Consider the following 21,138-nt stretch of genomic DNA (forward strand, 5'->3'; position numbering starts at 1 on the left):
ATCGACGCGACAGCACGAAGGCCCGGCCCCCGCCGAGACGGGGTACCGGGCCTTCGCCGGGCGCCTACCTGGACGTACAGCCCGAGCAGGTGTCCGTAAGTGCCTGGCGGCGCTTAGTGGGAGTGGCCGTGACCGCCGTGGCCCGCGTCGCCCTCTTCCTCGGCCGGCTTCTCGACGACCAGGGTCTCGGTCGTGAGGAGCAGGGAGGCGATGGAGGCAGCGTTCTCGAGCGCGGAACGCGTGACCTTGACCGGGTCGATGACGCCGGCCTTGACCAGGTCGCCGTACTCGCCGGTCGCGGCGTTGAAGCCCTGGCCCTTGTCGAGCTCGGCGACCTTGGAGGTGATGACGTAACCCTCCAGGCCGGCGTTCTCGGCGATCCAGCGCAGCGGCTCGACGGCGGCCTTGCGGACGACGGCGACACCGGTGGCCTCGTCGCCGGTCTTGCCGAGGTTGCCCTCAAGGACCTTCACGGCGTGGACGAGCGCGGAGCCACCACCGGAGACGATGCCCTCCTCGACCGCGGCGCGGGTCGCGGAGATGGCGTCCTCCAGGCGGTGCTTCTTCTCCTTCAGCTCCACCTCGGTGGCGGCGCCGACCTTGATCACGCACACGCCGCCGGCCAGCTTCGCGAGGCGCTCCTGGAGCTTCTCGCGGTCCCAGTCGGAGTCCGTGGACTCGATCTCGGCCTTGATCTGGTTGACCCGGCCGGCCACGTCGGCGCTGTTGCCGCCGCCGTCGACGAGCGTCGTGTCGTCCTTGGTGACGGTCACGCGGCGGGCGGTGCCCAGCACGTCCAGGCCGACCTGGTCGAGCTTGAGGCCGACCTCCTCGGCGATGACCGTGGCGCCGGTGAGCGTGGCGATGTCACCGAGCATGGCCTTGCGGCGGTCGCCGAAGCCCGGGGCCTTGACGGCCACCGCGTTGAAGGTGCCGCGGATCTTGTTCACGACCAGGGTCGACAGGGCTTCGCCCTCGACGTCCTCGGCGATGATCAGCAGCGGCTTCGAGGCGTTGGTCTGGATGACCTTCTCCAGGAGGGGCAGCATGTCCTGGATCGAGGAGACCTTGCCCTGGTGGATCAGGATGTACGGGTCGTCGAGGACGGCCTCCATACGCTCCTGGTCGGACACCATGTAGGGCGACAGGTAGCCCTTGTCGAAGGCCATGCCCTCGGTGAAGTCCAGCTCCAGACCGAAGGTGTTGGACTCCTCGACGGTGATGACACCGTCCTTGCCGACCTTGTCCATCGCCTCGGCGATGAGCTCGCCGACCTGGCTGTCCTGGGCGGACAGACCGGCGACGGCCGCGATGTCGGACTTCTCGTCGATCGGGCGCGCGGTCGCGAGGAGCTCCTCGGAGACCGCGGCGACGGCCGCGTCGATGCCCTTCTTGAGGAGGGCGGGGGACGCGCCGGCGGCGACGTTCTTCAGGCCCTCGCGTACGAGCGCCTGGGCCAGCACGGTGGCGGTGGTCGTACCGTCACCCGCGATGTCGTTGGTCTTGGTCGCCACCTCCTTCACCAGCTGGGCACCGAGGTTCTCGTACGGGTCGTCGAGTTCGACCTCGCGGGCGATGGTGACGCCGTCGTTGGTGATGGTGGGGGCGCCGAACTTCTTGTCGATGACGACGTTGCGGCCCTTGGGGCCGATCGTCACCTTCACCGTGTCGGCAAGCTTGTTGACGCCGCGCTCGAGGGCACGACGGGCGTCCTCGTCGAACTTCAGGATCTTCGCCATGGAGCTGATTCAGTCCTCTCGAAAAAACGAACAGCGCCCCCAGCACCCGGCTTTTTAGTACTCGTGTTCAGTACTCGCGGGGGCCAGGGGCGCAGTTCAAAGCAAACCTGGGTGAATTACTTCTCGATGATCGCGAGCACGTCGCGAGCCGAGAGGACGAGGTACTCCTCGCCGTTGTACTTCACTTCGGTGCCGCCGTACTTGCTGTACAGCACGATGTCGCCGGTCTTGACGTCGAGCGGAAGACGCTCGCCGTTCTCGAAGCGGCCCGGGCCTACGGCAAGGACGACGCCCTCCTGGGGCTTCTCCTTCGCGGTGTCCGGAATGACCAGGCCAGAAGCCGTGGTCTGCTCGGCGTCGAGCGGCTGGACCACAATGCGGTCCTCGAGCGGCTTGATGGCAACCTTGGAGCTGGTGGTCGTCACTATCCGACCTCCCCCTTCGGAGATTACGGGGTTAACTGTCTGAGGTGGCGACCAGGTGGATCCGTCGTCGCGGGTGCCGGACCTGCCCGTCGCTATTGGCACTCTCCTGCGGTGAGTGCCAGAGCTGACACTATGACCGCGATTAGCACTCGGTCAAGCGGAGTGCCAGTTGCCTCCGTCGGACGGGGAGGATTCGGCGGGCCTGAGCGGCCCTGCGGACAGTGGAGAACCGGTTGCGGAGAACCCGCTACGGAGAACCGGTTGCGGAGAACCCACTGCGGAAAACCGGCTACAGGTAGTCCTCCAGGCGCGCCACCGTGAGGCCGTCCTCCTGGATGCGCTTCAAGGTCGCGGTCGTCGTCCCCGTGAGACTCGTACCGTTCCGGCCCTCGGGGCAGTGGAGGATGTCGCCCGGGCGGAGCGGGTCCTCGTCGCGCCAGAGGACGATCGCGGCGATCCCGCAGTCGGCCGCGGCGCGCAGGGTGTCGTCGTTGTAGTCGCCGTAGGGCGGCCGGAAGAGGCGGGGGCGGATACCGAAGCGCTGTTTGAGCTTCTCCTGCTGGCCGCAGATCTCGGCCCGCTGGCCCGCGTACGGCAGGCCCGGCAGGTACGGGTGGTCGAGGGTGCGGTTCTGCACGCTCGCGCCGACCGCGCGCAGCCGCCCGAAGTGGGCGTATCCCGGCCCGACGACGCTGTCCGTGAGGAACACGCTGACCGGAAGCCGCAGTTCACGCACCATGTCGACGAACCGCGGATCCTTCTCGACGCCGTCTTCGAAGGTCAGGAAGACGACCTTGTCGCGGGTCGGTACGCGGTCCACGACAGGCGGCAGGCCGGGCCCCGCGGCGCGTGCGGCGGGCCGCCGGCCGGACGGGTCCGGTGCCGGGGCGAGCGGGTCGCTCAGGCCCCAGCGGCGGTACGCGTCCACGGGGGGCCCGTGCGTGCGTACCTTCTGCGCGGCCTTCTTGCCCAGTCTCTCGATGGGGTCGACGGACTGGGCACAGCCGGAGAGACAGGCGGAGAGGCAGAGCGCGCCGGCGAGCAGTGCGGCGGCGGTCCCCCGCTGCCTCACAGGTAGTCCTCCAGGCGTGCCACCGCGTACCCCTTGCCGGTGACCAGTTTCATGAAGCGGCGGACCATGTCGGGCATCGTGCCCTCCCAGTCCTCCTTGCCGCGGAAGTGGCTGAGAACGATGTCTCCGGGGTGCAGGTCGCGGTCCCACTCCCGGTACTCCCAGTGGTCGACGAAGACCTCCTCGTTCCAGAGGGGCGCCGCCTTGATGCCGCAGGACCCGGCCGCACGCAGGGTGTCCTCGTTGTAGTTGCCGAAGGGCGGGCGGAAGAGGGCCGGGCGTTTGCCGTACCGCTTTCTGATCACCTTCTGCATGCCGCAGATCTCGTGTTTCTGCGCGGCGTACGAGAGGTCCGGCAGATAGCGGTGGTGGAGAGTGTGGTTGTTCAGGACCACGCCGTTGGCCTGCATCTTCTTGAAGTATCCGTAGTCCTCTTTGATGAGGTAGTCGCTGAGGAAGGCGGTGTACGGGATCTTCAGTTCGCTCATCATGCGCAAGAACACGGGGTCCTTCTCGGCGCCGTCGTCGAGGGTGAGGAAGACGACCTTGTCCTTGGTGGGGATGGTCGTGAAGACGGGCGGCAGCCCTTCGTGGTCCTCCACCGCGAAGCCTTTACGGGTGTCGATGTGCGGCTTCCTCGCCGGGGCGGGGGGTGCGGGCAGCGGGGGTTCGGCCAGCCCCCACTTCTTCGCCGTGGCGGCGCGGGAAGTCCGCTGCCGGCCTGGCCCGGAAGCTGTCTGCCGGCCCGGCTCGGCGGCTGCCTCCTGGCCCGGCTCGGTGGCTGCCTGTTGGCCTGCGGCCGGGTCGACGCCGGTGGGGCCGGGCCTCGTGTCCGAGCAGCCGCCGGCCAACGCGGCGACTGTCAGCAGGACGAGAGTGGCGCGTCCTGCGCGGGACGGCCGGATCGCAACCCCCCGCGGCCCTTTGGCGGGGCCTACCACGCCCCTTTCTTCATTATTACTGTCGTTTTGTCGTACAAGTCGCATGGGGCCGGATACTCCCAGGTCAAAGCCCCCTCCCCTGCTCCGACACCGCCGTCGCGCGCGTGCCGTCCACCGACTGGCTCACAATGGGGCGGTGAACGACCTCGATCCACTGGCCTCCTTCGCCACCCTGCTCACGTCCGAGGGGCGTGCCCTCCTCGACGAGGTGCGCGACACCGAACCGGCCCGGGAACTGGCCGTGGCGACCCGGCTGCGGCGCGAGCACCCCGTCGGACTCGTCTCGGCCGCGCTCGCGCAGGCGCGGCTGCGGCAGCGGGCCGTCGCGAAGTTCGGCGCGGCGGACGCGGCCCGGATGTACTTCACGCCGAACGGCGTGGAGCAGTCGACCCGGGCGAGCGTGGCCGCGTACCGTGCCGCGCGTTTCCAGGAGCTCGGGGTGCGGTCCGTGGCCGACCTGTGCTGCGGCATCGGCGGTGACGCGCTCGCGCTCGCCAGGGCCGGCATCCGGGTCCTCGCCGTCGACCGGGACCCGCTGACCGCGGCCGTGGCCCGGGCGAACGCCGAGGCGCTCGGGCTGGCCGGACTGATCGAGGTGCGCGAGGCGGATGTCACGGCGGTCGACACCACCGGGTACGACGCCGTGTTCGTGGATCCGGGGCGCCGGGGCGGGCGGGGGCGGATCTTCGATCCCGAGGCCTACTCACCGCCGCTGTCGTGGGCGGTCCAGGCTGCCCGGAAGGCACCTCTCGCCGCGCTGAAGGTCGCCCCCGGCATTCCTCACGAGGCCGTCCCCGCCGAGGCAGGGGCCGAGTGGATCTCGGACTCCGGGGACGTGAAGGAGGCGGTGCTGTGGTTCGGTACGCGGGAGGCGGGATCCGTCCGCGCGACCCTGCTGCCCGGACCGCGCACCCTCCTCGGCCGCGGACTGCCCGATCCCGGAGTGCGGCCCGTGGGGCGTTTCCTGTACGAGCCCGACGGCGCCGTCATCCGTGCCCATCTCGTCGCCGAGGTCGCCACGGAACTGGACGGCGGAGGGCTGGTCGACGAGACGATCGCCTACGTCACCGCCGACTCCGCGACGGCCACCCCGTACGCCACCGCCTACGAGATCACCGACCAGCTCCCCTTCGGCGTCAAGAAACTGAAGGCCCTCCTGCGGCAGCGCGAGGTCGGCATCCTGACCGTCAAGAAGCGCGGATCGGCGGTCGAGCCGGAGGAGCTGCGGCGCAAGGTGAAGCCGCAGGGACCCCACTCCGCGACCGTGTTCCTCACGCGCGTGCAGGGCGCCCCGACCATGCTCCTGGGGCACCCGGCCACACTCGACACCTAGGGTCCAGGACGGCTAGCCGTCCAGTTGCTCCAGGGTCGCGTTCGACGGGCCCCTGCGGGACTGCTCGTCGCGTGCCACGTCCTCCGCCGCGCCCAGCACCCGTACCGAGTTCTGCCAGGTCAGCTTGGCGAGGTCCGGCTTCGACCAGCCGCGGTGCAGGAGCTCCGCGATCAGATTCGGGTAGCCGGAGACGTCGTTCAGGCCCTCAGGGGTGAACGCCGTGCCGTCGTAGTCGCCCCCGATGCCGAGGTGGTCGACGCCCGCCACCTCGCGCATGTGGTCGAGGTGGTCGGCGACGGTCGAAGCGGTCGCGACGGGGCGGGGGTTGGACTCCTCGAAGGCGCGGTGGACCTTCATCGCCTCGGCGGTCGAGTCGAGGTGGTGGAAGCCCCGCTCGCGCATGTTCTCGTCCGCGGCCTCCGTCCAGTCGACGGCGGCCTGGAGGACGAACTTCGGCACGAACGTCACCATCGCCACCCCGCCGTTGGCAGGCAGGCGCTCCAGTACGTCGTCCGGGATGTTGCGCGGATGGTCGCAGACCGCGCGCGAGGACGAGTGGGAGAAGATCACCGGCGCGACCGACGTGTCCAGCGCGGCCCGCATGGTCGTGGCGGCCACATGGGAGAGGTCCACCAGCATGCCCAGCCGGTTCATCTCGCGTACGACCACGTGGCCGAAGGGCGACAGGCCGCCGACGGCCGGGTCGTCCGTCGCCGAGTCCGCCCACGCGATGTTGTCGTTGTGGGTGAGGGTCATGTAGCGGACCCCCAGCTCGTACAGCCCCCGCAGCGTGGCGAGGGAGTTGTCGATCGAGTGCCCGCCCTCGGCGCCCATCAGCGAGGCGATCCGGCCCTCGGCACGCGCCGCCTCCATGTCGGCGGCGGTCAGGGCACCGCGCAGGTCGGCCGGGTAGCGCTCGATCAGCTGCCGTACGCAGTCGATCTGTTCGAGCGTCGCGGTGACCGCGCCGGGCAGGTCCGAGCGCACGTAGACCGACCAGTACTGCGCGCCGACGCCGCCCGCGCGCAGTCGGGCCAGGTCGGTGTGCAGATGCGCGCTCTGGTCGTGGGCGATGTCGCGGGCGCCGATGTCGTAGCGGACCTGCTCGCGCAGCGCCCAGGGGAGGTCGTTGTGCCCGTCGACCACGGGGAACTCGGCGAGAAACGCGCGGGCGCCGGAGAGGAGTGCGTGGGTGTCGTCCAGAGAGGGCATGTCCGTCACTTCCCGAAGCCGAAGCCGTTGCCCGCGCCGCTCTCCACCTTGGAGCGCAGTCGCCTGCCCTTCTCGGTGGCCTGGTCGTTCAGTTCCTGCTGGAAGTCACGCATCTTGCCGAGGAGTTCCTCGTCGTGCGTGGCCAGGATGCGTGCGGCGAGCAGACCCGCGTTGCGCGCGCCGCCCACCGACACCGTGGCGACCGGGACACCGGCCGGCATCTGGACGATCGACAGCAGCGAGTCCATGCCGTCCAGGTACTTCAGCGGGACCGGTACGCCGATCACGGGCAGCGGGCTGACCGAGGCGAGCATGCCGGGCAGATGTGCGGCGCCGCCCGCACCCGCGATGAGCACCTTCAGGCCGCGTCCGGCCGCCTCCTCGCCGTACGCGATCATCTCGCGGGGCATCCGGTGCGCGGAGAGCACGTCGACCTCGTACGCGATCTCGAACTCGTCGAGGGCCTGCGCGGCCGCCTCCATGACGGACCAGTCGGAGTCCGACCCCATGACAATGCCTACGACAGGGCTCATTCGGTGATCGTTCCTCTGAGGTAGCCGGCTGCGTGACGGGCGCGCTCCAGCACGTCGTCCAGATCGTCGCCGTAGGTGTTGACGTGGCCCACCTTGCGGCCGGGCTTCACGTCCTTTCCGTACATGTGGATCTTGAGCTGGGGGTCGCGCGCCATGCAGTGCAGGTACGCGGAGTACATGTCGGGGTAGTCGCCGCCCAGGACGTTCACCATGACCGTCCACGGCGCGCGCGGGCGCGGGTCGCCCAGCGGCAGGTCCAGGACCGCGCGGACGTGGTTGGCGAACTGGGAGGTGCTCGCGCCGTCCTGGGTCCAGTGGCCGGAGTTGTGCGGGCGCATGGCCAGTTCGTTGACGAGGATGCGGCCGTCCCTCGTCTCGAAGAGCTCCACGGCGAGGTGACCGACGACGCCGAGTTCCTTCGCGATGCGCAGGGCCAGCTCCTCCGCCCGGAGCGCGAGCCCCTCCGAGATGCCGGGCGCGGGCGCGATCACCGTGTCGCAGACCCCGTCGACCTGCTGGGACTCGACCACCGGGTAGGCCACGGCCTGGCCGTGCGGCGACCGTACGACGTTGGCGGCCAGCTCGCGTACGAAGTCGACCTTCTCCTCGGCGAGGACCGGGACGCCGGCCCGGAAGGGGTTCTCGGCCTCGGCCGCGGACCGTACGATCCACACGCCCTTGCCGTCGTAGCCGCCGCGGACGGTCTTGAGGACGACCGGGAAGCCGTCCCCCTCGGCGCCGCCGGGGAGCCCTTCCGCCGCGAAGGCCGCCACGTCCGCGGGATCGCTCACGATCCGGTGCCGTGGGCACGGCACGCCGATCTCGACGAGCTTCGCGCGCATCACCCCCTTGTCCTGGGCGTGCACGAGCGCGTCGGGGCCGGGGCGCACGGGGATGCCGTCCGCCTCCAGTGCCCGCAGATGCTCGGTGGGTACGTGTTCGTGATCGAAAGTGATCACGTCGCAGCCCCGCGCGAAGGTCCGCAGCGTGTCGAGGTCGCGATAGTCGCCGACGACGACCTCGCTGACCACCTGCGCCGCAGAATCCTGGGGGGTGTCACTGAGGAGCTTGAACCTGATGCCGAGCGGGATGCCCGCCTCGTGTGTCATACGAGCGAGCTGCCCCCCGCCGACCATGCCGACTACCGGGAACGTCACACCCCCAGGGTATCGGCCATATCGAGCCACCCCTGTCGCACGCATGATCATCGGAAGTTCCGCAGGTCCGTCGCCGCATTCGTCACCATGTTCGTCACATCACGGACACATCTTCGAGTGCGGGCCGGGCACCGTGGGAATCCGCTGGTTAGCATGGCGGAGTCGACGAAGGTTGACGAAAATGGCGTATCCGACGAGACGGGGGCTGGGCGACACCATGGGCAAAGGTGATAAACGCAGGGCTCATGCCCGGCCGGCCAGCGCCGTCCGTATGCGAATCGACCGTTTGACCAGGGAAGCCGCCAAGTTCGGCGCGGTCGGCGGGGCCGGCCTGCTCGTCAACCTGATCATCTTCAACCTGGTACGCAGCACCACTGATCTCCAGGTCGTCCGGGCCAGTGTGATCGCCACGGTCGTCTCGATCGTCTCGAACTACATCGGTTTCCGCTACTTCACGTACCGCGACCGTGACAAGAGTGGCCGCACCAAGGAGCTGACGCTGTTCGTGCTGTTCAGCGCGGTCGGCCTCGTCATCGAGAACGGCATCCTCTTCGCCGCCACGTACGGACTGGGCCTCGACAGCCCCCTGGCGAGCAACGTCTTCAAGTTCGTCGGCATCGGGATCGCGACGCTCTTCCGCTTCTGGTCCTACCGCACCTGGGTGTTCCGGGTCGTCCCCGCCCGTGAGGCCGTGGCCGGCGCCGAATCATTCCTGGAGGACCCGGGGGCCTACCTCGACAAACCCCGTCAGGCCTACGCGCAGGAACAGCAGGAACAGCAGGAACAGGAAGAGGAAGAGGACCGCACGACCCGCCCGTTCCGCCAGGTACAGCGCGTCCGCTAGGGCGTGTTTCGAAAGTCCCGTCTGCCCGGCCACAGCGGCCCCGTGGAGCCAGAGCGGTGCTGCAGCGGAACCGCAGTGGAGCGCTAACGCACCGTGGGCTCCTCCCCTTCCGACGGTCGCCGAAGAGGCGTACGCGACAGGAACAGCCCGAACACCGGCGGTTGCGCCTGGAGCATCTCCAGACGCCCCCCGTCGGCCTCCGCGAGGTCGCGGGCCACGGCGAGACCGATGCCCGTGGAGTTGCGCCCGCTGATGGCCCGCTCGAAGATCCGCGCACCCAGGTCGGCCGGCACACCCGACCCCTCGTCGGTGACCTCGATCACGGCCTGGTTGCCGGTGACACGGGTGCGCAGGGCGACCGTGCCACCGCCGTGCATCAGCGAGTTCTCGATCAGCGCGGCAAGGACCTGGGCCACGGCTCCGGGCGTCCCGACGGCCTGCAGATGGTGCTTGCCGGAGCTGACGATGGCGCGGCCCGCGTTGCGGTAGGCCGGGCGCCACTCCGCGAGCTGCTGCTTGATGACCTCGTCGAGATCGAAGGTGACGGCGGAGCCGGTGCGCGGGTCGCGGGCGTTCGTCAGCAGCCGTTCCACCACGTCGGTGAGGCGCTCGACCTGCCCCAGCGCGATGGCCGCCTCCTCCTTCACCGTGCTCAGGTCGTCGGTGAGCGTGATCTCCTCCAGCCGCATGGACAGCGCAGTCAGCGGCGTCCGCAGCTGGTGCGAGGCGTCCGCCGCCAGACGCCGCTCGGCCGTCAGCATGCGGGCGATGCGCTCGGCCGAGCTGTCCAGCACGTCCGCGACCCGGTCCAGCTCCGGAACTCCGTACCGCTTGTGACGCGGCCGGGGGTCCCCCGAGCCGAGCCGCTCCGCGGTCTCAGCGAGGTCGGTCAGCGGAGAGGTGAGCCGGTTGGCCTGGCGCACCGCTAGGAGTACGGCGGCGATCACCGCGAGCAGGGCCACCGCGGCGATGATCAGAAGCGTCCGGCCGACCTCACGGGTGACCGCCGAGCGCGCCTCCTCCACGATGACCGTCTCGCCCTCCTCGCCCTTGCGGGTGGACGTGATGACGTCACCGGTGGGCTCGGTGCCGATGTTGATCGTGTCGCGGCCCGGGATCTTGATGCGCGCGAACCGGTCCCCCGTTACCTGGTCCTTGAGGACAGCGGCGTTGATCTGTTCCTTGCCCAGGATGCGGCTGTCGACGATGCTGACCAGCCGTACCGCCTCGGAGTCCACCCGTTCCTGGGCGCTGTTGCTGATCGTGCGGGTCTCGACGATGACGAGCGAGACCCCGAACACGGCGATCACGACCAGCACGACGGCCAGCGTGGAGTTGATGAGACGGCGACGCACAGGGCCCTCCGGGCAGATGACTGGGCGAACCGGTGTGGCTCGCGGCGCCCCTTGGGGGCGCGGGGGACCGCGCGACAAGCCCTCACCGGCCCGCAGCCGCCCCGCCTCCCGAGACACACCGGCGCCTAGGCGACCCCGGCCGAACCCAGCGGAGCGAAGCGGCTAACTCTTCTCGAAGCGGAAACCCACTCCTCGTACCGTCGCGATGTACCGCGGATTCGCGGCGTCATCGCCCAGCTTCTTGCGCAGCCAGGAGATGTGCATGTCGAGGGTCTTGGTGGACGACCACCACGTGGTGTCCCAGACCTCGCGCATCAGCTGGTCGCGTGTGACGACCCGGCCGGCGTCCCGGACGAGCACCCGGAGCAGGTCGAACTCCTTGGCCGTCAGCTGAAGCTCCTCGTCGCCCATCCACGCCCGGTGCGACTCGACGTCGATACGCACCCCGTGCGTGGCGGGCGGCTGCTGGGGCTCGGACGCACCGCGCCGCAGCAGGGCCCGGACCCGGGCCAGCAGCTCGGCGAGGCGGAACGGCTTGGTGACGTAGTCGTCGGCGCCCGCGTCAAGACCGACGACGGTGTCCACCTCGTCGGCGCGCGCGGTCAGGATGAGTATCGGCACGGTCTGCCCCTCGGCGCGCAGCCGCCGGGCCACCTCCAGACCGTCCATACCGGGCAGCCCGAGGTCGAGTACGACCAGATCGATACCGCCCTGGATGCCGGCGTCGAGCGCGGTGGGTCCGTCCTCGCGTACCTCAACCTCGTACCCCTCTCGGCGCAGGGCGCGAGCCAGGGGCTCCGAGATGGACGCGTCGTCCTCGGCGAGCAGTACTCGGGTCATGAAGTGATGGTAGTCCGCTGCGGACCAGCGCAGTGAGGGTGATCGACATCCGTGACCGTCCAGGACCGCACGGGACGTGCGATGAGCCTGCGACGGACACGTGATGGAGGCGCGATGGGCGCCCGACGGACACGTGATGGAGGCGCGATGGGCGCCCGACGGACACGTGATGGAGGCGCGATGGGCGCCCGACGGAGGCACGGTGGAGACGCGATGGGCATGCAATCCTGGGGGTTGAGGATGTAAATCCATGAACAGCCTTCGATTCAGATGCATGGTTCCATCCACACCTGTGATCCATCTCTCAAGTCATGCCATATGCGGCATTGCCCCAGCGTGTGGCCTTATGGTGGCCAGACGCCTGTAGCACCACACAGGGACCTTTGGCGGGAGCTTCACGCTGAAGGTCTCTTTTGTGTGCGGGCTGGTGTCTACCAGCCTTGAAAGGAATGACCTGTGGGCCGGCCCCCGAGCGCGAGACCGCGCGACGGGCGTGGATCCCGGTGGTCGTCGTCCACCGCTCCGACCTCGAAGGAGCGGACTCCCCGTGGGCGTGGGGCGGGACGGACGTCCCGCCGGTGCCGGCCGCCTCCCCCCACCGGGCGCGCAATCCCATCCGCTCCAGCGGCGCGTCCCGACCAGCAAGGAACGACCATGGCGTCCAGCCTGACGAAGGACTCGGTCTCGCCGGGTACCCCCGGTTCCGGAAAGACCTTCTTCGGCCACCCCCGCGGACTGGCCACACTCTTCATGACCGAGATGTGGGAGCGATTCTCCTACTACGGCATGAGGGCGCTGCTTCCGCTCTACCTGGTCGCACCCGGCGGCCTGAACCTGAGCGCGACCACCGCGACCGCGATCTACTCGGTGTACCTGTCGCTCGTGTACCTGCTCACCCTCCCCGGTGGCTGGTTCGCGGACCGCGTGCTCGGCCCCCGCAAGACCGTCGCCGTCGCCGGACTGGTCATCATGCTCGGCCACCTGACGCTGGCGCTGCCCTCCTCCGGCACCTTCTACGCGGGCCTCGGTCTCGTGGCGATCGGCTCGGGTCTGCTGAAGGCCAACATCTCGACGATGGTCGGCCACCTCTACCGGGGCCCCGACGACCCGCGCCGCGACGGCGGTTTCACCGTCTTCTACATCGGCATCAACGTGGGCGCCTTCGCCGCTCCGCTGGTCATCGGCACCATTGGCGAGAACGTCGACTGGCACCTGGGCTTCGCGCTCGCCGCGCTCGGCATGGCACTGGGCCTGGCGCAGTTCCTGATGGGCCGCCGCCACCTCGACTCGCGCTCCGACGTCGTCCCGACGCCGCTTTCCGCCGAGGAGAAGGCCTCGACCCTGCGCAAGGGTCTGCTGTGGCTGGCCGTCTCCGTGGTCTTCTACGGCGTCGTCGGCTTCTCCGGCCACTACACGCTGAACTGGATCCTGGTCCCGCTCACGCTCATCGGCCTGATCATCCCGATCTGGGTCATCGCCCGGATCAAGCGCGACAAGTCGCTGGACCGTGACGAGCAGTCGAAGATGTCCGCGTACATCTGGTTCTTCGTCGCAGCGGCCGTCTTCTGGATGATCTACGACCAGGGCGGCTCCACGCTGTCGATCTTCGCCGAGTCGTCGGCCGAGAACAGCATCTTCGGCTGGGAGTTCCCGGTCTCCTGGTACCAGTCGGTCAACCCGGTCATGATCATGGCGCTCGCCCCGGTCTTCGCCTGGGCGTGGCTGGCGCTGAACCGGGCCGGCCGGGAGCCGAGCACGATCGTGAAGTTCGCGTCGGGTCTCGTCCTGGTCGGCGCCTCGTTCTTCCTCTTCCTGGCCCCGCTGTCGATCGCCGAGGGCGGTCACAAGGCCGCCGCGATGTGGCTGGTCGCCATCTACTTCGTACAGACCGTCGGCGAGCTGACGGTCTCCCCGGTCGGCCTCTCCGTCACCACGAAGATGGCCCCCGCGAAGTACGCCTCCCAGATGATGGGCGTCTGGTTCCTCGCCGTCACCGCCGGCGACGCCACGACCGGCCTGCTCTCCATCGCGGGCGTCGACCTGAACGGCATGGGCATCGTCGCCATGGAAGCCTCCCTCGCGGTGATCGCCGGAGTAGCGGTCTACATGTACCGCACCAAGGTCAAGTCCCTGATGGGCGACGTCAACTGACCCCCTCCCACCGAACGGCCGAAGGCCGTTCTCCCAGCCGCCTCACCGTCGGGTGTTCCGTGCGGCAGCACGCCCCGGCCGGCTCCGCGGACCGGTCCCAGGTAGCGCATGACCAGTTCGTCCCGTGCGGCGTAGGGCGCCGCCGGATGCGGAAGCCCATCGACGGTGGCGCCTCTCCCCGTCGCTCCTCGTGGAGATCAGGTGCCTGCGCGGCGGACCGATGAGTGCACGGTTCGACCCGTTATCGCGGGTAGCCCGGTATCGCGGGTAGGTCCTGTCGTCTCACGTCTGGGCGGTCAGAGCGAAGGCCAGCAGTGCTGTCGTGGTGAAGTCCAGTGCCGGCTCCACGGTCTGCCAGGCGCCCACGTTGTCCAGGTAGCGCGCGCCCTTGCCGTCGAAGTCGGCCCACGCCCCTGCCGGCGGGGCAGCCGTGCACTTCTTCATGGTCGGGAAGCTGTTCAACTCCTCCAGTTTCGCAGCGGTGTTGGGGCCGTTGACCACGCCGCCCCGCAGGATGGCGCCTTTTCCGGTGAGGCTGCCCCCGAGGTTCGCCAACTGATGTTCAGGGCAGTGCGGGTAGACCTCACCCGCGCCGATCACGAAGCTGGAACCCCAGGGGTTGGCACCGAGGGCCCAGCCCCGCTGACGGCCCGCGAACGCCGCGTAGCGGGTGTCTCCGGTCGCCCTGGCGTAGAGGCGGGCGGTGGCCACCAGCCCGAAGGTGTGGGGCACGGCGTCGAAGTCGTCGTAGACGGCTCCGGCTCCGAACGGGTCGTGCCCGGCGCGGGCGAGACCGTCCTCCAACTGGCGGCGCAGGTCCTCGTACAGCTCCTCGGCCCCGATCCCGTTCGCCCGGTCGCCGTCCAGGACGGTGGCCAGGTCGACGTGGGCCAGGGCACTGACATCCGCCACGCCGAGGGTGCCCTGGACGTCGGAGCGCAGATACGCGCCCGCCCATCGAGCCGCGTCGTCGGCCCAGTCGCTCTCCCGCTCGTCCCCGAGCTCCCGGGCGGCCAGCGCCAGTTCCGCACCGCCGAACTCCATGTCGTCCTGCCAGGAATCCTCGGGATAGAAACTGTTCGGGAACGCGGTGAGGGGCGGCTCGTCGGTGTCGGTGTCGGTGTCGGTGTCGGCCAGGGCGTAGACCGCGGCGGCCTTGCCCAGCCAGTCCTGGGCCTCCTCCGGGTCCGTGTCGGCCGCCCGCTGTGCGCCGAGGGCGAAGGCCGCGGCCACCCGTCCCGCCAGGCTGGCGCTGATGGCCTCACCCGGTTCGGCCGCGCGGAAGACCGGCCGGTGCTTGATCGTGTAGTCCGGGTCACCGGGTGACACGTCGAGGCGGTCGTCGGCCTCCGGTAGTCGCCACACGTCGTGATCCGTCCGTACGGCGTCGTTGCCGACGCCGATACCGACCTGCGCGTAGAGGGTCTCGCTGTCCTCGTCCCACATCCTGTCCAGCCAGGACAGCCCGTGCGAGGCCTCGGCGGACAACTCCGCCATGTCCGGCACGTCGCGCTGCGCGAGAAGGAGTTCGGCGACCGAGTAGGACGTGGTGCCGGTGAACTTGAGGAAGTCGCCCGCGTCGAACCAGCCGCCCGAGACGTCGACATGGTCGCCGGTCGGGGTCAGTCGCTCGTCGAGCAGTTCGGTGCCCTCCTTGTCGTACTCCGGCGGGCCGTAGACGGTCGCGTCCTGGTCGGCGAGATGGGAGGGCCCGTGTCGCAGGGCACCGCGCACATCATCGGAGAGTACGTCGGCTCCGTCGCGCTGCGCCTGCAGGAAGCGGACGTTGTCCCGGACGAGCGGGGTCATCAACTCACGGCCACCCGCTACCCGGAAGGCGGGTGAGCGGCCGGCCGCGGTCCCGGACAGGATGATGCGGTACGTGCCGGGAGCGTCCAGTGCAGAGAGGTCGACGGTGCGCACCGAGGGGTACTTGGCGTTCCAGCGGCCGGTGGAGACTCCGAGCCTGCCTGCTGTGACCACGCTGTTCTCAGCGCTGTTCTCAGCGTCGACGACCTTGAATCGCGCTCCCGCGAGCGCTGCCTCGGGTCCCATGACGTAGGCCCGTTTCGTCTCGCCGCGTACGTAGCCGACCTGGTCGACCCTGACAGCCACCTCGGTCGGGGGAGTCTCGGTGCCCCCGCCGAAGGGCAGTCCGTGCAGGCCCGCGGCGACGAGCAGGGTGCCGAGTCCCACGGCTGCGATGACCGGCAGCCCGGGTTTGCGCGGAGAGTTCATGCGCCTACGGTGCCGGACCCTTCATGAGACGAGGATGAGGATGAGTGTGAGGGTGTCGTGGCCGGGGGCGCCGGCAGCCGGAGTTCGGCGACCAGGCCGCCTCCCGGAGCGTCCGCGAGGCGAGCGGTGCCATGGTGCAACTCGGCGACCCAGCGGACGATGGCGAGCCCGGCCCCCGTTCCGGCCCGCGGTTCGAGTCCCGTTCCGGCCCCTGGTTCGGGTCCCGTTCGGGCCACTGATTCGACCCCCGGTTCGGGTCCCGTTCCTGAAGTGGCTCCGGAACCCGCGGTGACGCCCCGCGCGAAGACTCGCTCCCGGTCCGCGAGCGGCACGCCCTCTCCGTGGTCGCGAACCGTGACGAGGCCCGGGGCGACGGTGACCTCCACCGGCGACCCGGGAGGACCACCGTGCCGCTGAGCGTTCTCCACCAGGTTCCGTACCGCCTGGGCCAGGAGGTCGGGATCCCCGAGCACCACCACCGCTTCGGATCTCACCGTGACACTCTCATGGTCCGGCAACTCCTCGACCGTGGTCTCCACCAGCTGGTCGAGCCGCAGGGGAAGCAACTCGGCCCGCTGCGCACCGGATTCTGTACGGGCCCTGGTGAGCAGCCCGGTGACCAGCCGGCTCAGCCGGTCCACCAGCCGCAGGGTCTCGAGGGAAGAACCGTCCCGCTCCGCCACGAGCCGCAACGTCGCCAGCGGTGTACGCAGCTCGTGTGCCGCCTCGGCCAGGAACTGCTCCTGCTGACCGAGGCCGAGCAGAGCGGGACGCATGGCCCGGCCGGACAGCAGATGGCCGACGGCCGCCGCGCAGCAGACCAGAGCCGTGCAGCCGAGCGCGAGCCAGCGAACCAGGACGTCGTGATCGTGTTCGCCGCGCGCCAGCTCCGTGCCGACGAGCACGGCCGCACCGACCCGGTCGCCGTCCCAGACCGGAGCCGCCGCCCATCTCAGCCGCTCGCCGTGCACGGACGGCGCGCTGACGACGACGGTCTCCTGCTCTTCCAGGACGTTCCGCCAGACACTGCCGAGCCGCTCCTGGTCGGGCAGCGCCGAACGTGCGGGAACGACGTTGCGCACCGACGGCGACTCTCCCGGCGCCGCCCGCAGCACGGCCAACACAGCTGCGCCCCGGGCGAGTTCGTCCTCACGCAGTGGCTCCAGGTGCAGCGCCCCCGCGTCGAACCAGACCGCCCGCGACAGGCCGACGGCGCGGCTGCCGACCTCGTGGTCGAGCCCGGACCGGCGGGATCCGGCGTCGATGCGGACCGCGACCGAGGCGAGTACGACGAGACAGACCGCGGTCGTCGCGGCGAACAGGAGCGTCATCAGCCGGCGGGTGCGTCGCAGTCGGGCCGCGGCGGGGGACATGGAGGACATGGCTGCCGGGCCGTCGCGGCGGCCATCAGGCCGACCCCGTTGCAGGCGGGCGCCCGGCCCGACAGCTGGGCGAACGGCTGGACCGACGGGCGGATCAGCGGGCGGCCCCGCGGCTGGGCGCCCGGTCGGGCGGGTCACGTTCGGGCCTCGCGGGCCGGTTCCTGATCGGATACGCGGAACCGGTAGCCGACGCCGCGCACCGTCCCGATCGGATCGGGCGGCCCGAGCCGCCGTCGCAGCTGGCCGATCAGGACATCCACGACGTTGGACATCGGTTCGCTCGCCTCGTCCCAGCAGCTCTCGATCAGCTCGGTGCGCGTCACCACATCTCCCGCGCGCAGCATGAGAACCTCCAGCACCGAGAACTCCTTGCCCGACAGACTGAGCAGTACCCCGGCTCTGGAGACACGGCGCCGTGGCAGATCGACCTCCAGGTCATCCACCCGCAGGACCGGCAACCGCGCGGGTTGCTCCCGGCGGCACAGCGCACGTACCCGTACGACCAGTTCGGCGAAGGCGAAAGGCTTGACCAGGTAGTCGTCCGCCCCGTGTTCGAAACCGGCCACCCGGTCGCTCACCGCGTCCAGCGCCGTCAGCAGCAGATAGGGCAGCGTCGATCCCGCCCGCCGGTGTTCGGCGAGCAGCGTGAGCGAGTCGCCGTCCGGCACCGAGCGGTCGGCCACGACACAGTCGTAGCTGTTGACCGACAGCTTGAGATCCGCTTCGGCCAGCGTCCGCGCGAGGTCCACGGCGAACCCCGCACCACGCAGCTGAGCTGCGACGACGGGCCCGAGCTCGGGATCGTCCTCCAAGACCAATACACGCATGGCCGGAGCTTAGCTTTGATCCACCGACGTGGTTCGGGGAGTGATCTTCGGGCCGGTTTCAGGTCGACGGTTGGGCCTGGGCAGGTTCTAGCAGCTGGTCTGCCCAGCTTTTCCACGGTTCGGTTCCGGTCGTGCCCTGGCGGGCGGGGTGGGCAGGGGCTGTTCGTAGTCAGCCGGGTGGGCTGTGGACGGTGTCGAACACAAGGCTTAGAGGCGCGGGGAACTGCGCAATCTTTTAGGGCGCGGCGAGCTGCGCAGCCTTTCAGGGGCGCGGGGAACTGCGCAGTCTTCAGGGGCGCGGGGAACTGCGCGACCAGCCACAGCGGTGGCGCAGCTCCCCACGACGCTCAACCCCTACGACGCCCTCCGCGAACCCCGCTTCAAAGCGCCCCGCGGCAAAGCGCCCCGCGGCATGAACGTGAACACGGCCCCGCCCAGCAGAATCGCGGTCCCGGCAATCAGCCCGAGCGCCCGCAACCCCCCACTGTCATCGGCGCCCGTGGCCGCCAGCCCTCCCCCGGAGCCACCGGCCCCCGACGTCCCGGCTCCCCCGGCGGAGCCACTGCCCGCGGAGCCACTCCCACCGGCGGCACCCCCCGGCTGCGCCGACGTGTCCAGCGTCAGCGACACCACGGACTTCGTCGGCGTACACGTCGTCGTCGTACCGAGCGCCTTCACCGTCAGCATTCCCGGTGACAGCGTCGACTCCCCGTCCGCGCCCGGCTTGTACGTGCCCGTCATATCGGAGATCACCATGGGGTCCCCCGACTTGATCGCCTTGGCGTTCGTCGGCCCCTCGACGGGAACCGAGCCCTTGTCGGCGCCGCCCAGCACGACCTCCATCGACGGCTTGACGGAGTCCGCCGGGATGTCGGCGGGACTGTCCATCACAGAGCCCTTGAACTGGACGGTGAGGTCGAAACTCCCGCCGTTCTTCTTGGCGTTGATCTGCACCGGAGAGGTCACGTTCTTGTCGCCGATCGGCGTCTTGCACGCGTAGGGAATCGCGACCTCCTTGCCCGTGAAGTCGGTTTCACCACTGCCACCGGTGGAGCCTCCCGTGTCACTGCCCCCGCTGTCGCTCCCGGTCTCACTCCCGGTCGGGCTCGGGGGGCCGGTGGGCGGCGGGCTGGTGGGATCGGGTGGGCCGGAAGGCGGATCGCCCACCCCTGCAGTGACCTTGATGGTCGCCGCCGATTTCACCGTCTCCGTAGGCGCGCACTTCGTGTCCGTCGACATGACGTTGATGGCGTACGCGTTCGGTGTCAGAGTGACCTCGCCCGCCGTCGTCAGTTTCAGTTTGCCCTTCATGTCGGCCAGGACCATCGCCCCGCCCTTGGGGATCGCCGGGTTCTCGCGCGGCCCCTGCATCGGGACGGACGCGGTCTGCGCACCGGCCGCCTTGAGGGTGCCGGAGGGCTGAACGGAGTTCGCGGGCAGGTCGATGAGGTCGGGGTTCTTCGACGCGGCCTGCGCGAACTTCCACACCACCTCGACCTCGTCACCGACCTTCGCCGTGGCCGGCGCGGTGATCTCCACCTTGGTCGTCCCTTTGACCGTCGGCAGCCCGGAGACCGGAGGCGGTACGCAGTCGGTCGCGTAGGACACCTCGGCGGCGTGGGCCGGCGCCGCCGCCACGCCCAGCAGGACCCCCGCACCGCCGAGCATCATCGCGACTCCGGCCGCGCTCGCTCTCCGGCCTCCTCCGGGTCCTTTCCTACCGGGCCGGACTCTCCGTTGCATGATCACGTGTTTCCCTTCCTGAGGGGGGTCGTCGAAGTGTTCTCGTGCGGTGCGGAGAGCCGGTCGGCCTCGGCACTCCCCGGATCGGTGTCCGGGGTGAACCAGGGCAGCGCCGGATTCGTACGGGCCCGTGTACGCGTACCGGCCTTGATGTCGCCGGCGGCGTCGGCATCGGTATCGGTATCGGTATCGGTATCGACTGTGATGGCGGTGGTGACGTCGTCGCCGGACTGTTCGGAGGCCGACGGACGGTTCAGTCGAGGCATCCGCAGGGTGACTTCGGGCAGTCGCAGCCCCCCGCGGCGGACGCCGTGCACGCCACGGCCGGGACGTCCCGGCCGACCACCCCTGGCACCTTCGGCACCCCTGCCGTCCCTGCCGTACCTGCCGTCCCTGCCCGTGCCGAAGGGCCCGCTACGAGCGGAGGGCCCGCGCGGCCGTATCCGATCCACCACGGCCATCCCGATCCGGAACAGCGCGGCCGGTACGACGACACAGACCAGGATCCAGAAGAGCGTCACGCCCCAGGGGCGGCCCACACCCCACGGCTGCTCGGCGAGCACCTTGCCGCCGAACTTCATCGAGACCGTGTAGTCGCCGTGCGCACCGGCCGTCAACTCCACCGGCAGGGTGATCCGCGCCTTCTTGCCGGGGCCGATGGTGCCGCGCCACTGCTGTTCCTCCCACTGCGGGGCGAACACGCCGTGCGAGGTTCCCACCTGGAAGACCGGGTTCTTCACGGCTGCGGTGCCGACGTTGCCGACGGTGAAGACGAGCTTGCGGGACGGCGGCGCGCCGAACCAGGCGAGCAGGCCGCTGGACCCGTCGAGCCGGGTGTCGGTGAGCACCGACAGCCGCCCAGCGCTCTCCTGCTTCGGCAGCGGTTCGACCTCGTGTCCCGCGACCAGGAACGAGGCGTCCGCCGCCGCCTCCGCCCCCGTGACCGTCGCGACATGCACCACGCAGGGGCACGGTTTGGGCGGTTCGGCGACCGGCAGTTTCTTGCTGAACCGGCCCTTCGCGTCGGCGGTGACGGCCCGCCCGTCCGCGTTGGCACAGGAGTTGGTGCCGCCGATCACCCCTCTGTCGGTCGAGGACTGGCCGCAGATGAGCATCATCAGCAGCGCGTTCGCCCGCCACCCGGTACCACTCACCGTAATCGAACCGCCCGTCCCCGCCTGGGACTTGGACAGTTCCACCTTCGGCTTCTGTGCCGCGTGGGCGGTGGCCCCCGACAGGGGGAACAGGAGGAGCGCGAGCACCGCTGCCACCGCCACCACCGCCGGGATCCGCACGTCCATGGCCTCTCGCCACCGGCGCGCCCTTTCGGCTGCCCCGCTCACGCC

At 69.8% G+C, this 21,138-nt stretch carries 17 protein-coding genes and 1 pseudogene; 3 read left to right on the plus strand and 15 right to left on the minus strand.

Annotated features, from left to right (window positions below; translation table 11 throughout):
• Positions 1-113 precede the first annotated feature (113 nt).
• From groL to AB0D14_RS11770, 4 genes are all read right to left on the minus strand, one after another.
• The gene (gene groL, locus AB0D14_RS11755) at positions 114-1,739 is read right to left on the minus strand and encodes a chaperonin GroEL (protein ID WP_362777275.1); all 1,626 of its coding nucleotides are present in this window, start codon (positions 1,737-1,739) and stop codon (positions 114-116) included.
• A 116-nt stretch (positions 1,740-1,855) separates the two neighbouring features.
• Positions 1,856-2,164 (minus strand): co-chaperone GroES, encoded by a 309-nt coding sequence (groES, locus tag AB0D14_RS11760; protein ID WP_003998759.1) that lies wholly within the window; start codon positions 2,162-2,164, stop codon positions 1,856-1,858.
• A gap of 289 nt (positions 2,165-2,453) precedes the next feature.
• Positions 2,454-3,236, minus strand: a complete 783-nt coding sequence (locus AB0D14_RS11765) for a polysaccharide deacetylase family protein (RefSeq protein ID WP_362777277.1) — start codon at positions 3,234-3,236, stop codon at positions 2,454-2,456.
• Positions 3,233-4,087 (minus strand): polysaccharide deacetylase family protein, encoded by an 855-nt coding sequence (locus AB0D14_RS11770; RefSeq protein ID WP_362777279.1) that lies wholly within the window; start codon positions 4,085-4,087, stop codon positions 3,233-3,235. The genes AB0D14_RS11765 and AB0D14_RS11770 overlap by 4 nt, the downstream gene beginning before the upstream one ends.
• Before the next feature lie 226 nt (positions 4,088-4,313).
• Here AB0D14_RS11770 and AB0D14_RS11775 point away from each other — a divergent pair, with 226 nt between their 5' ends.
• Positions 4,314-5,510: a class I SAM-dependent methyltransferase gene (locus tag AB0D14_RS11775; protein ID WP_362777281.1), complete on the plus strand. Its 1,197-nt coding sequence runs from the start codon at positions 4,314-4,316 to the stop codon at positions 5,508-5,510.
• Between the two features lie 12 nt (positions 5,511-5,522).
• Here AB0D14_RS11775 and AB0D14_RS11780 read toward each other — a convergent pair whose 3' ends face one another.
• The 3 genes from AB0D14_RS11780 to AB0D14_RS11790 are packed head-to-tail and all read right to left on the minus strand — an operon-like array spanning position 5,523 to position 8,463.
• Positions 5,523-6,722 carry a dipeptidase gene (locus AB0D14_RS11780; RefSeq protein ID WP_362777284.1) on the minus strand — a complete coding sequence of 400 codons (1,200 nt, stop codon included), beginning with the start codon at positions 6,720-6,722 and terminating at the stop codon, positions 5,523-5,525.
• Between the two features lie 5 nt (positions 6,723-6,727).
• On the minus strand, positions 6,728-7,255 hold the full coding sequence (gene purE / locus AB0D14_RS11785) for a 5-(carboxyamino)imidazole ribonucleotide mutase (RefSeq protein ID WP_362777286.1): 528 nt from the start codon (positions 7,253-7,255) through the stop codon (positions 6,728-6,730).
• A complete protein-coding gene (locus tag AB0D14_RS11790; protein ID WP_362777287.1) occupies positions 7,252-8,463 on the minus strand; it encodes a 5-(carboxyamino)imidazole ribonucleotide synthase in 1,212 nt (403 codons plus the stop codon). The genes purE and AB0D14_RS11790 overlap by 4 nt, the downstream gene beginning before the upstream one ends.
• A 220-nt stretch (positions 8,464-8,683) precedes the next feature.
• Between AB0D14_RS11790 and AB0D14_RS11795 the strand changes: the two genes are divergently transcribed.
• A complete protein-coding gene (locus AB0D14_RS11795) occupies positions 8,684-9,256 on the plus strand; it encodes a GtrA family protein (RefSeq protein WP_362777289.1) in 573 nt (190 codons plus the stop codon).
• 83 nt (positions 9,257-9,339) lie between these two features.
• Here AB0D14_RS11795 and AB0D14_RS11800 read toward each other — a convergent pair whose 3' ends face one another.
• Both AB0D14_RS11800 and AB0D14_RS11805 read right to left on the minus strand, forming a co-directional pair.
• Complete coding sequence (locus AB0D14_RS11800) at positions 9,340-10,611, minus strand: ATP-binding protein (protein WP_362777291.1); 1,272 nt, start codon at positions 10,609-10,611, stop codon at positions 9,340-9,342.
• Positions 10,612-10,773: 162 nt separating this feature from the next.
• The gene (locus AB0D14_RS11805; RefSeq protein WP_362777292.1) at positions 10,774-11,451 is read right to left on the minus strand and encodes a response regulator transcription factor; all 678 of its coding nucleotides are present in this window, start codon (positions 11,449-11,451) and stop codon (positions 10,774-10,776) included.
• Positions 11,452-12,105: 654 nt separating this feature from the next.
• Here AB0D14_RS11805 and AB0D14_RS11810 point away from each other — a divergent pair.
• On the plus strand, positions 12,106-13,602 hold the full coding sequence (locus tag AB0D14_RS11810; RefSeq protein ID WP_362777294.1) for an oligopeptide:H+ symporter: 1,497 nt from the start codon (positions 12,106-12,108) through the stop codon (positions 13,600-13,602).
• 38 nt (positions 13,603-13,640) lie between these two features.
• Here the strand turns inward: AB0D14_RS11810 and AB0D14_RS11815 are convergent.
• The 6 genes and pseudogenes from AB0D14_RS11815 to AB0D14_RS11840 all read right to left on the minus strand — a co-directional run.
• Positions 13,641-13,766, minus strand: a pseudogene (locus tag AB0D14_RS11815) (SAM-dependent methyltransferase); the annotation flags it as partial.
• Between the two features lie 118 nt (positions 13,767-13,884).
• The gene (locus tag AB0D14_RS11820) at positions 13,885-15,840 is read right to left on the minus strand and encodes a glycoside hydrolase family 9 protein (protein WP_362777297.1); all 1,956 of its coding nucleotides are present in this window, start codon (positions 15,838-15,840) and stop codon (positions 13,885-13,887) included.
• Positions 15,837-17,213 carry a HAMP domain-containing sensor histidine kinase gene (locus AB0D14_RS11825; protein ID WP_362777298.1) on the minus strand — a complete coding sequence of 459 codons (1,377 nt, stop codon included), beginning with the start codon at positions 17,211-17,213 and terminating at the stop codon, positions 15,837-15,839. Before AB0D14_RS11825 ends, AB0D14_RS11820 begins: the two co-directional genes overlap by 4 nt.
• Positions 17,214-17,356: 143 nt before the next feature.
• Complete coding sequence (locus tag AB0D14_RS11830) at positions 17,357-18,049, minus strand: response regulator transcription factor (RefSeq protein ID WP_362777300.1); 693 nt, start codon at positions 18,047-18,049, stop codon at positions 17,357-17,359.
• A 354-nt stretch (positions 18,050-18,403) separates the two neighbouring features.
• Positions 18,404-19,717, minus strand: a complete 1,314-nt coding sequence (locus tag AB0D14_RS11835; RefSeq protein WP_362777423.1) for a hypothetical protein — start codon at positions 19,715-19,717, stop codon at positions 18,404-18,406.
• Between the two features lie 77 nt (positions 19,718-19,794).
• Complete coding sequence (locus AB0D14_RS11840; RefSeq protein ID WP_362777425.1) at positions 19,795-21,093, minus strand: neocarzinostatin apoprotein domain-containing protein; 1,299 nt, start codon at positions 21,091-21,093, stop codon at positions 19,795-19,797.
• Positions 21,094-21,138 lie beyond the last annotated feature (45 nt).

The organism is Streptomyces sp. NPDC048484, from assembly GCF_040651415.1.
Lineage (GTDB): Bacteria > Actinomycetota > Actinomycetes > Streptomycetales > Streptomycetaceae > Streptomyces.

Coding starts and splice junctions, on each gene's coding strand:
- groL (WP_362777275.1), bottom strand. CDS start 1,739: ATGGCGAAGATCCTGAAGTTCGACGAGGACGCCCGTCGTGCCCTCGAG.
- AB0D14_RS11780 (WP_362777284.1), bottom strand. CDS start 6,722: ATGCCCTCTCTGGACGACACCCACGCACTCCTCTCCGGCGCCCGCGCG.
- purE (WP_362777286.1), bottom strand. CDS start 7,255: ATGAGCCCTGTCGTAGGCATTGTCATGGGGTCGGACTCCGACTGGTCC.
- AB0D14_RS11790 (WP_362777287.1), bottom strand. CDS start 8,463: ATGATCATGCGTGCGACAGGGGTGGCTCGATATGGCCGATACCCTGGG.
- AB0D14_RS11795 (WP_362777289.1), top strand. CDS start 8,684: ATGCGAATCGACCGTTTGACCAGGGAAGCCGCCAAGTTCGGCGCGGTC.
- AB0D14_RS11805 (WP_362777292.1), bottom strand. CDS start 11,451: ATGACCCGAGTACTGCTCGCCGAGGACGACGCGTCCATCTCGGAGCCC.
- AB0D14_RS11810 (WP_362777294.1), top strand. CDS start 12,106: ATGGCGTCCAGCCTGACGAAGGACTCGGTCTCGCCGGGTACCCCCGGT.
- AB0D14_RS11820 (WP_362777297.1), bottom strand. CDS start 15,840: ATGAACTCTCCGCGCAAACCCGGGCTGCCGGTCATCGCAGCCGTGGGA.
- AB0D14_RS11825 (WP_362777298.1), bottom strand. CDS start 17,213: ATGTCCCCCGCCGCGGCCCGACTGCGACGCACCCGCCGGCTGATGACG.
- AB0D14_RS11830 (WP_362777300.1), bottom strand. CDS start 18,049: ATGCGTGTATTGGTCTTGGAGGACGATCCCGAGCTCGGGCCCGTCGTC.
- AB0D14_RS11835 (WP_362777423.1), bottom strand. CDS start 19,717: ATGCTCGGCGGTGCGGGGGTCCTGCTGGGCGTGGCGGCGGCGCCGGCC.
- AB0D14_RS11840 (WP_362777425.1), bottom strand. CDS start 21,093: ATGGACGTGCGGATCCCGGCGGTGGTGGCGGTGGCAGCGGTGCTCGCG.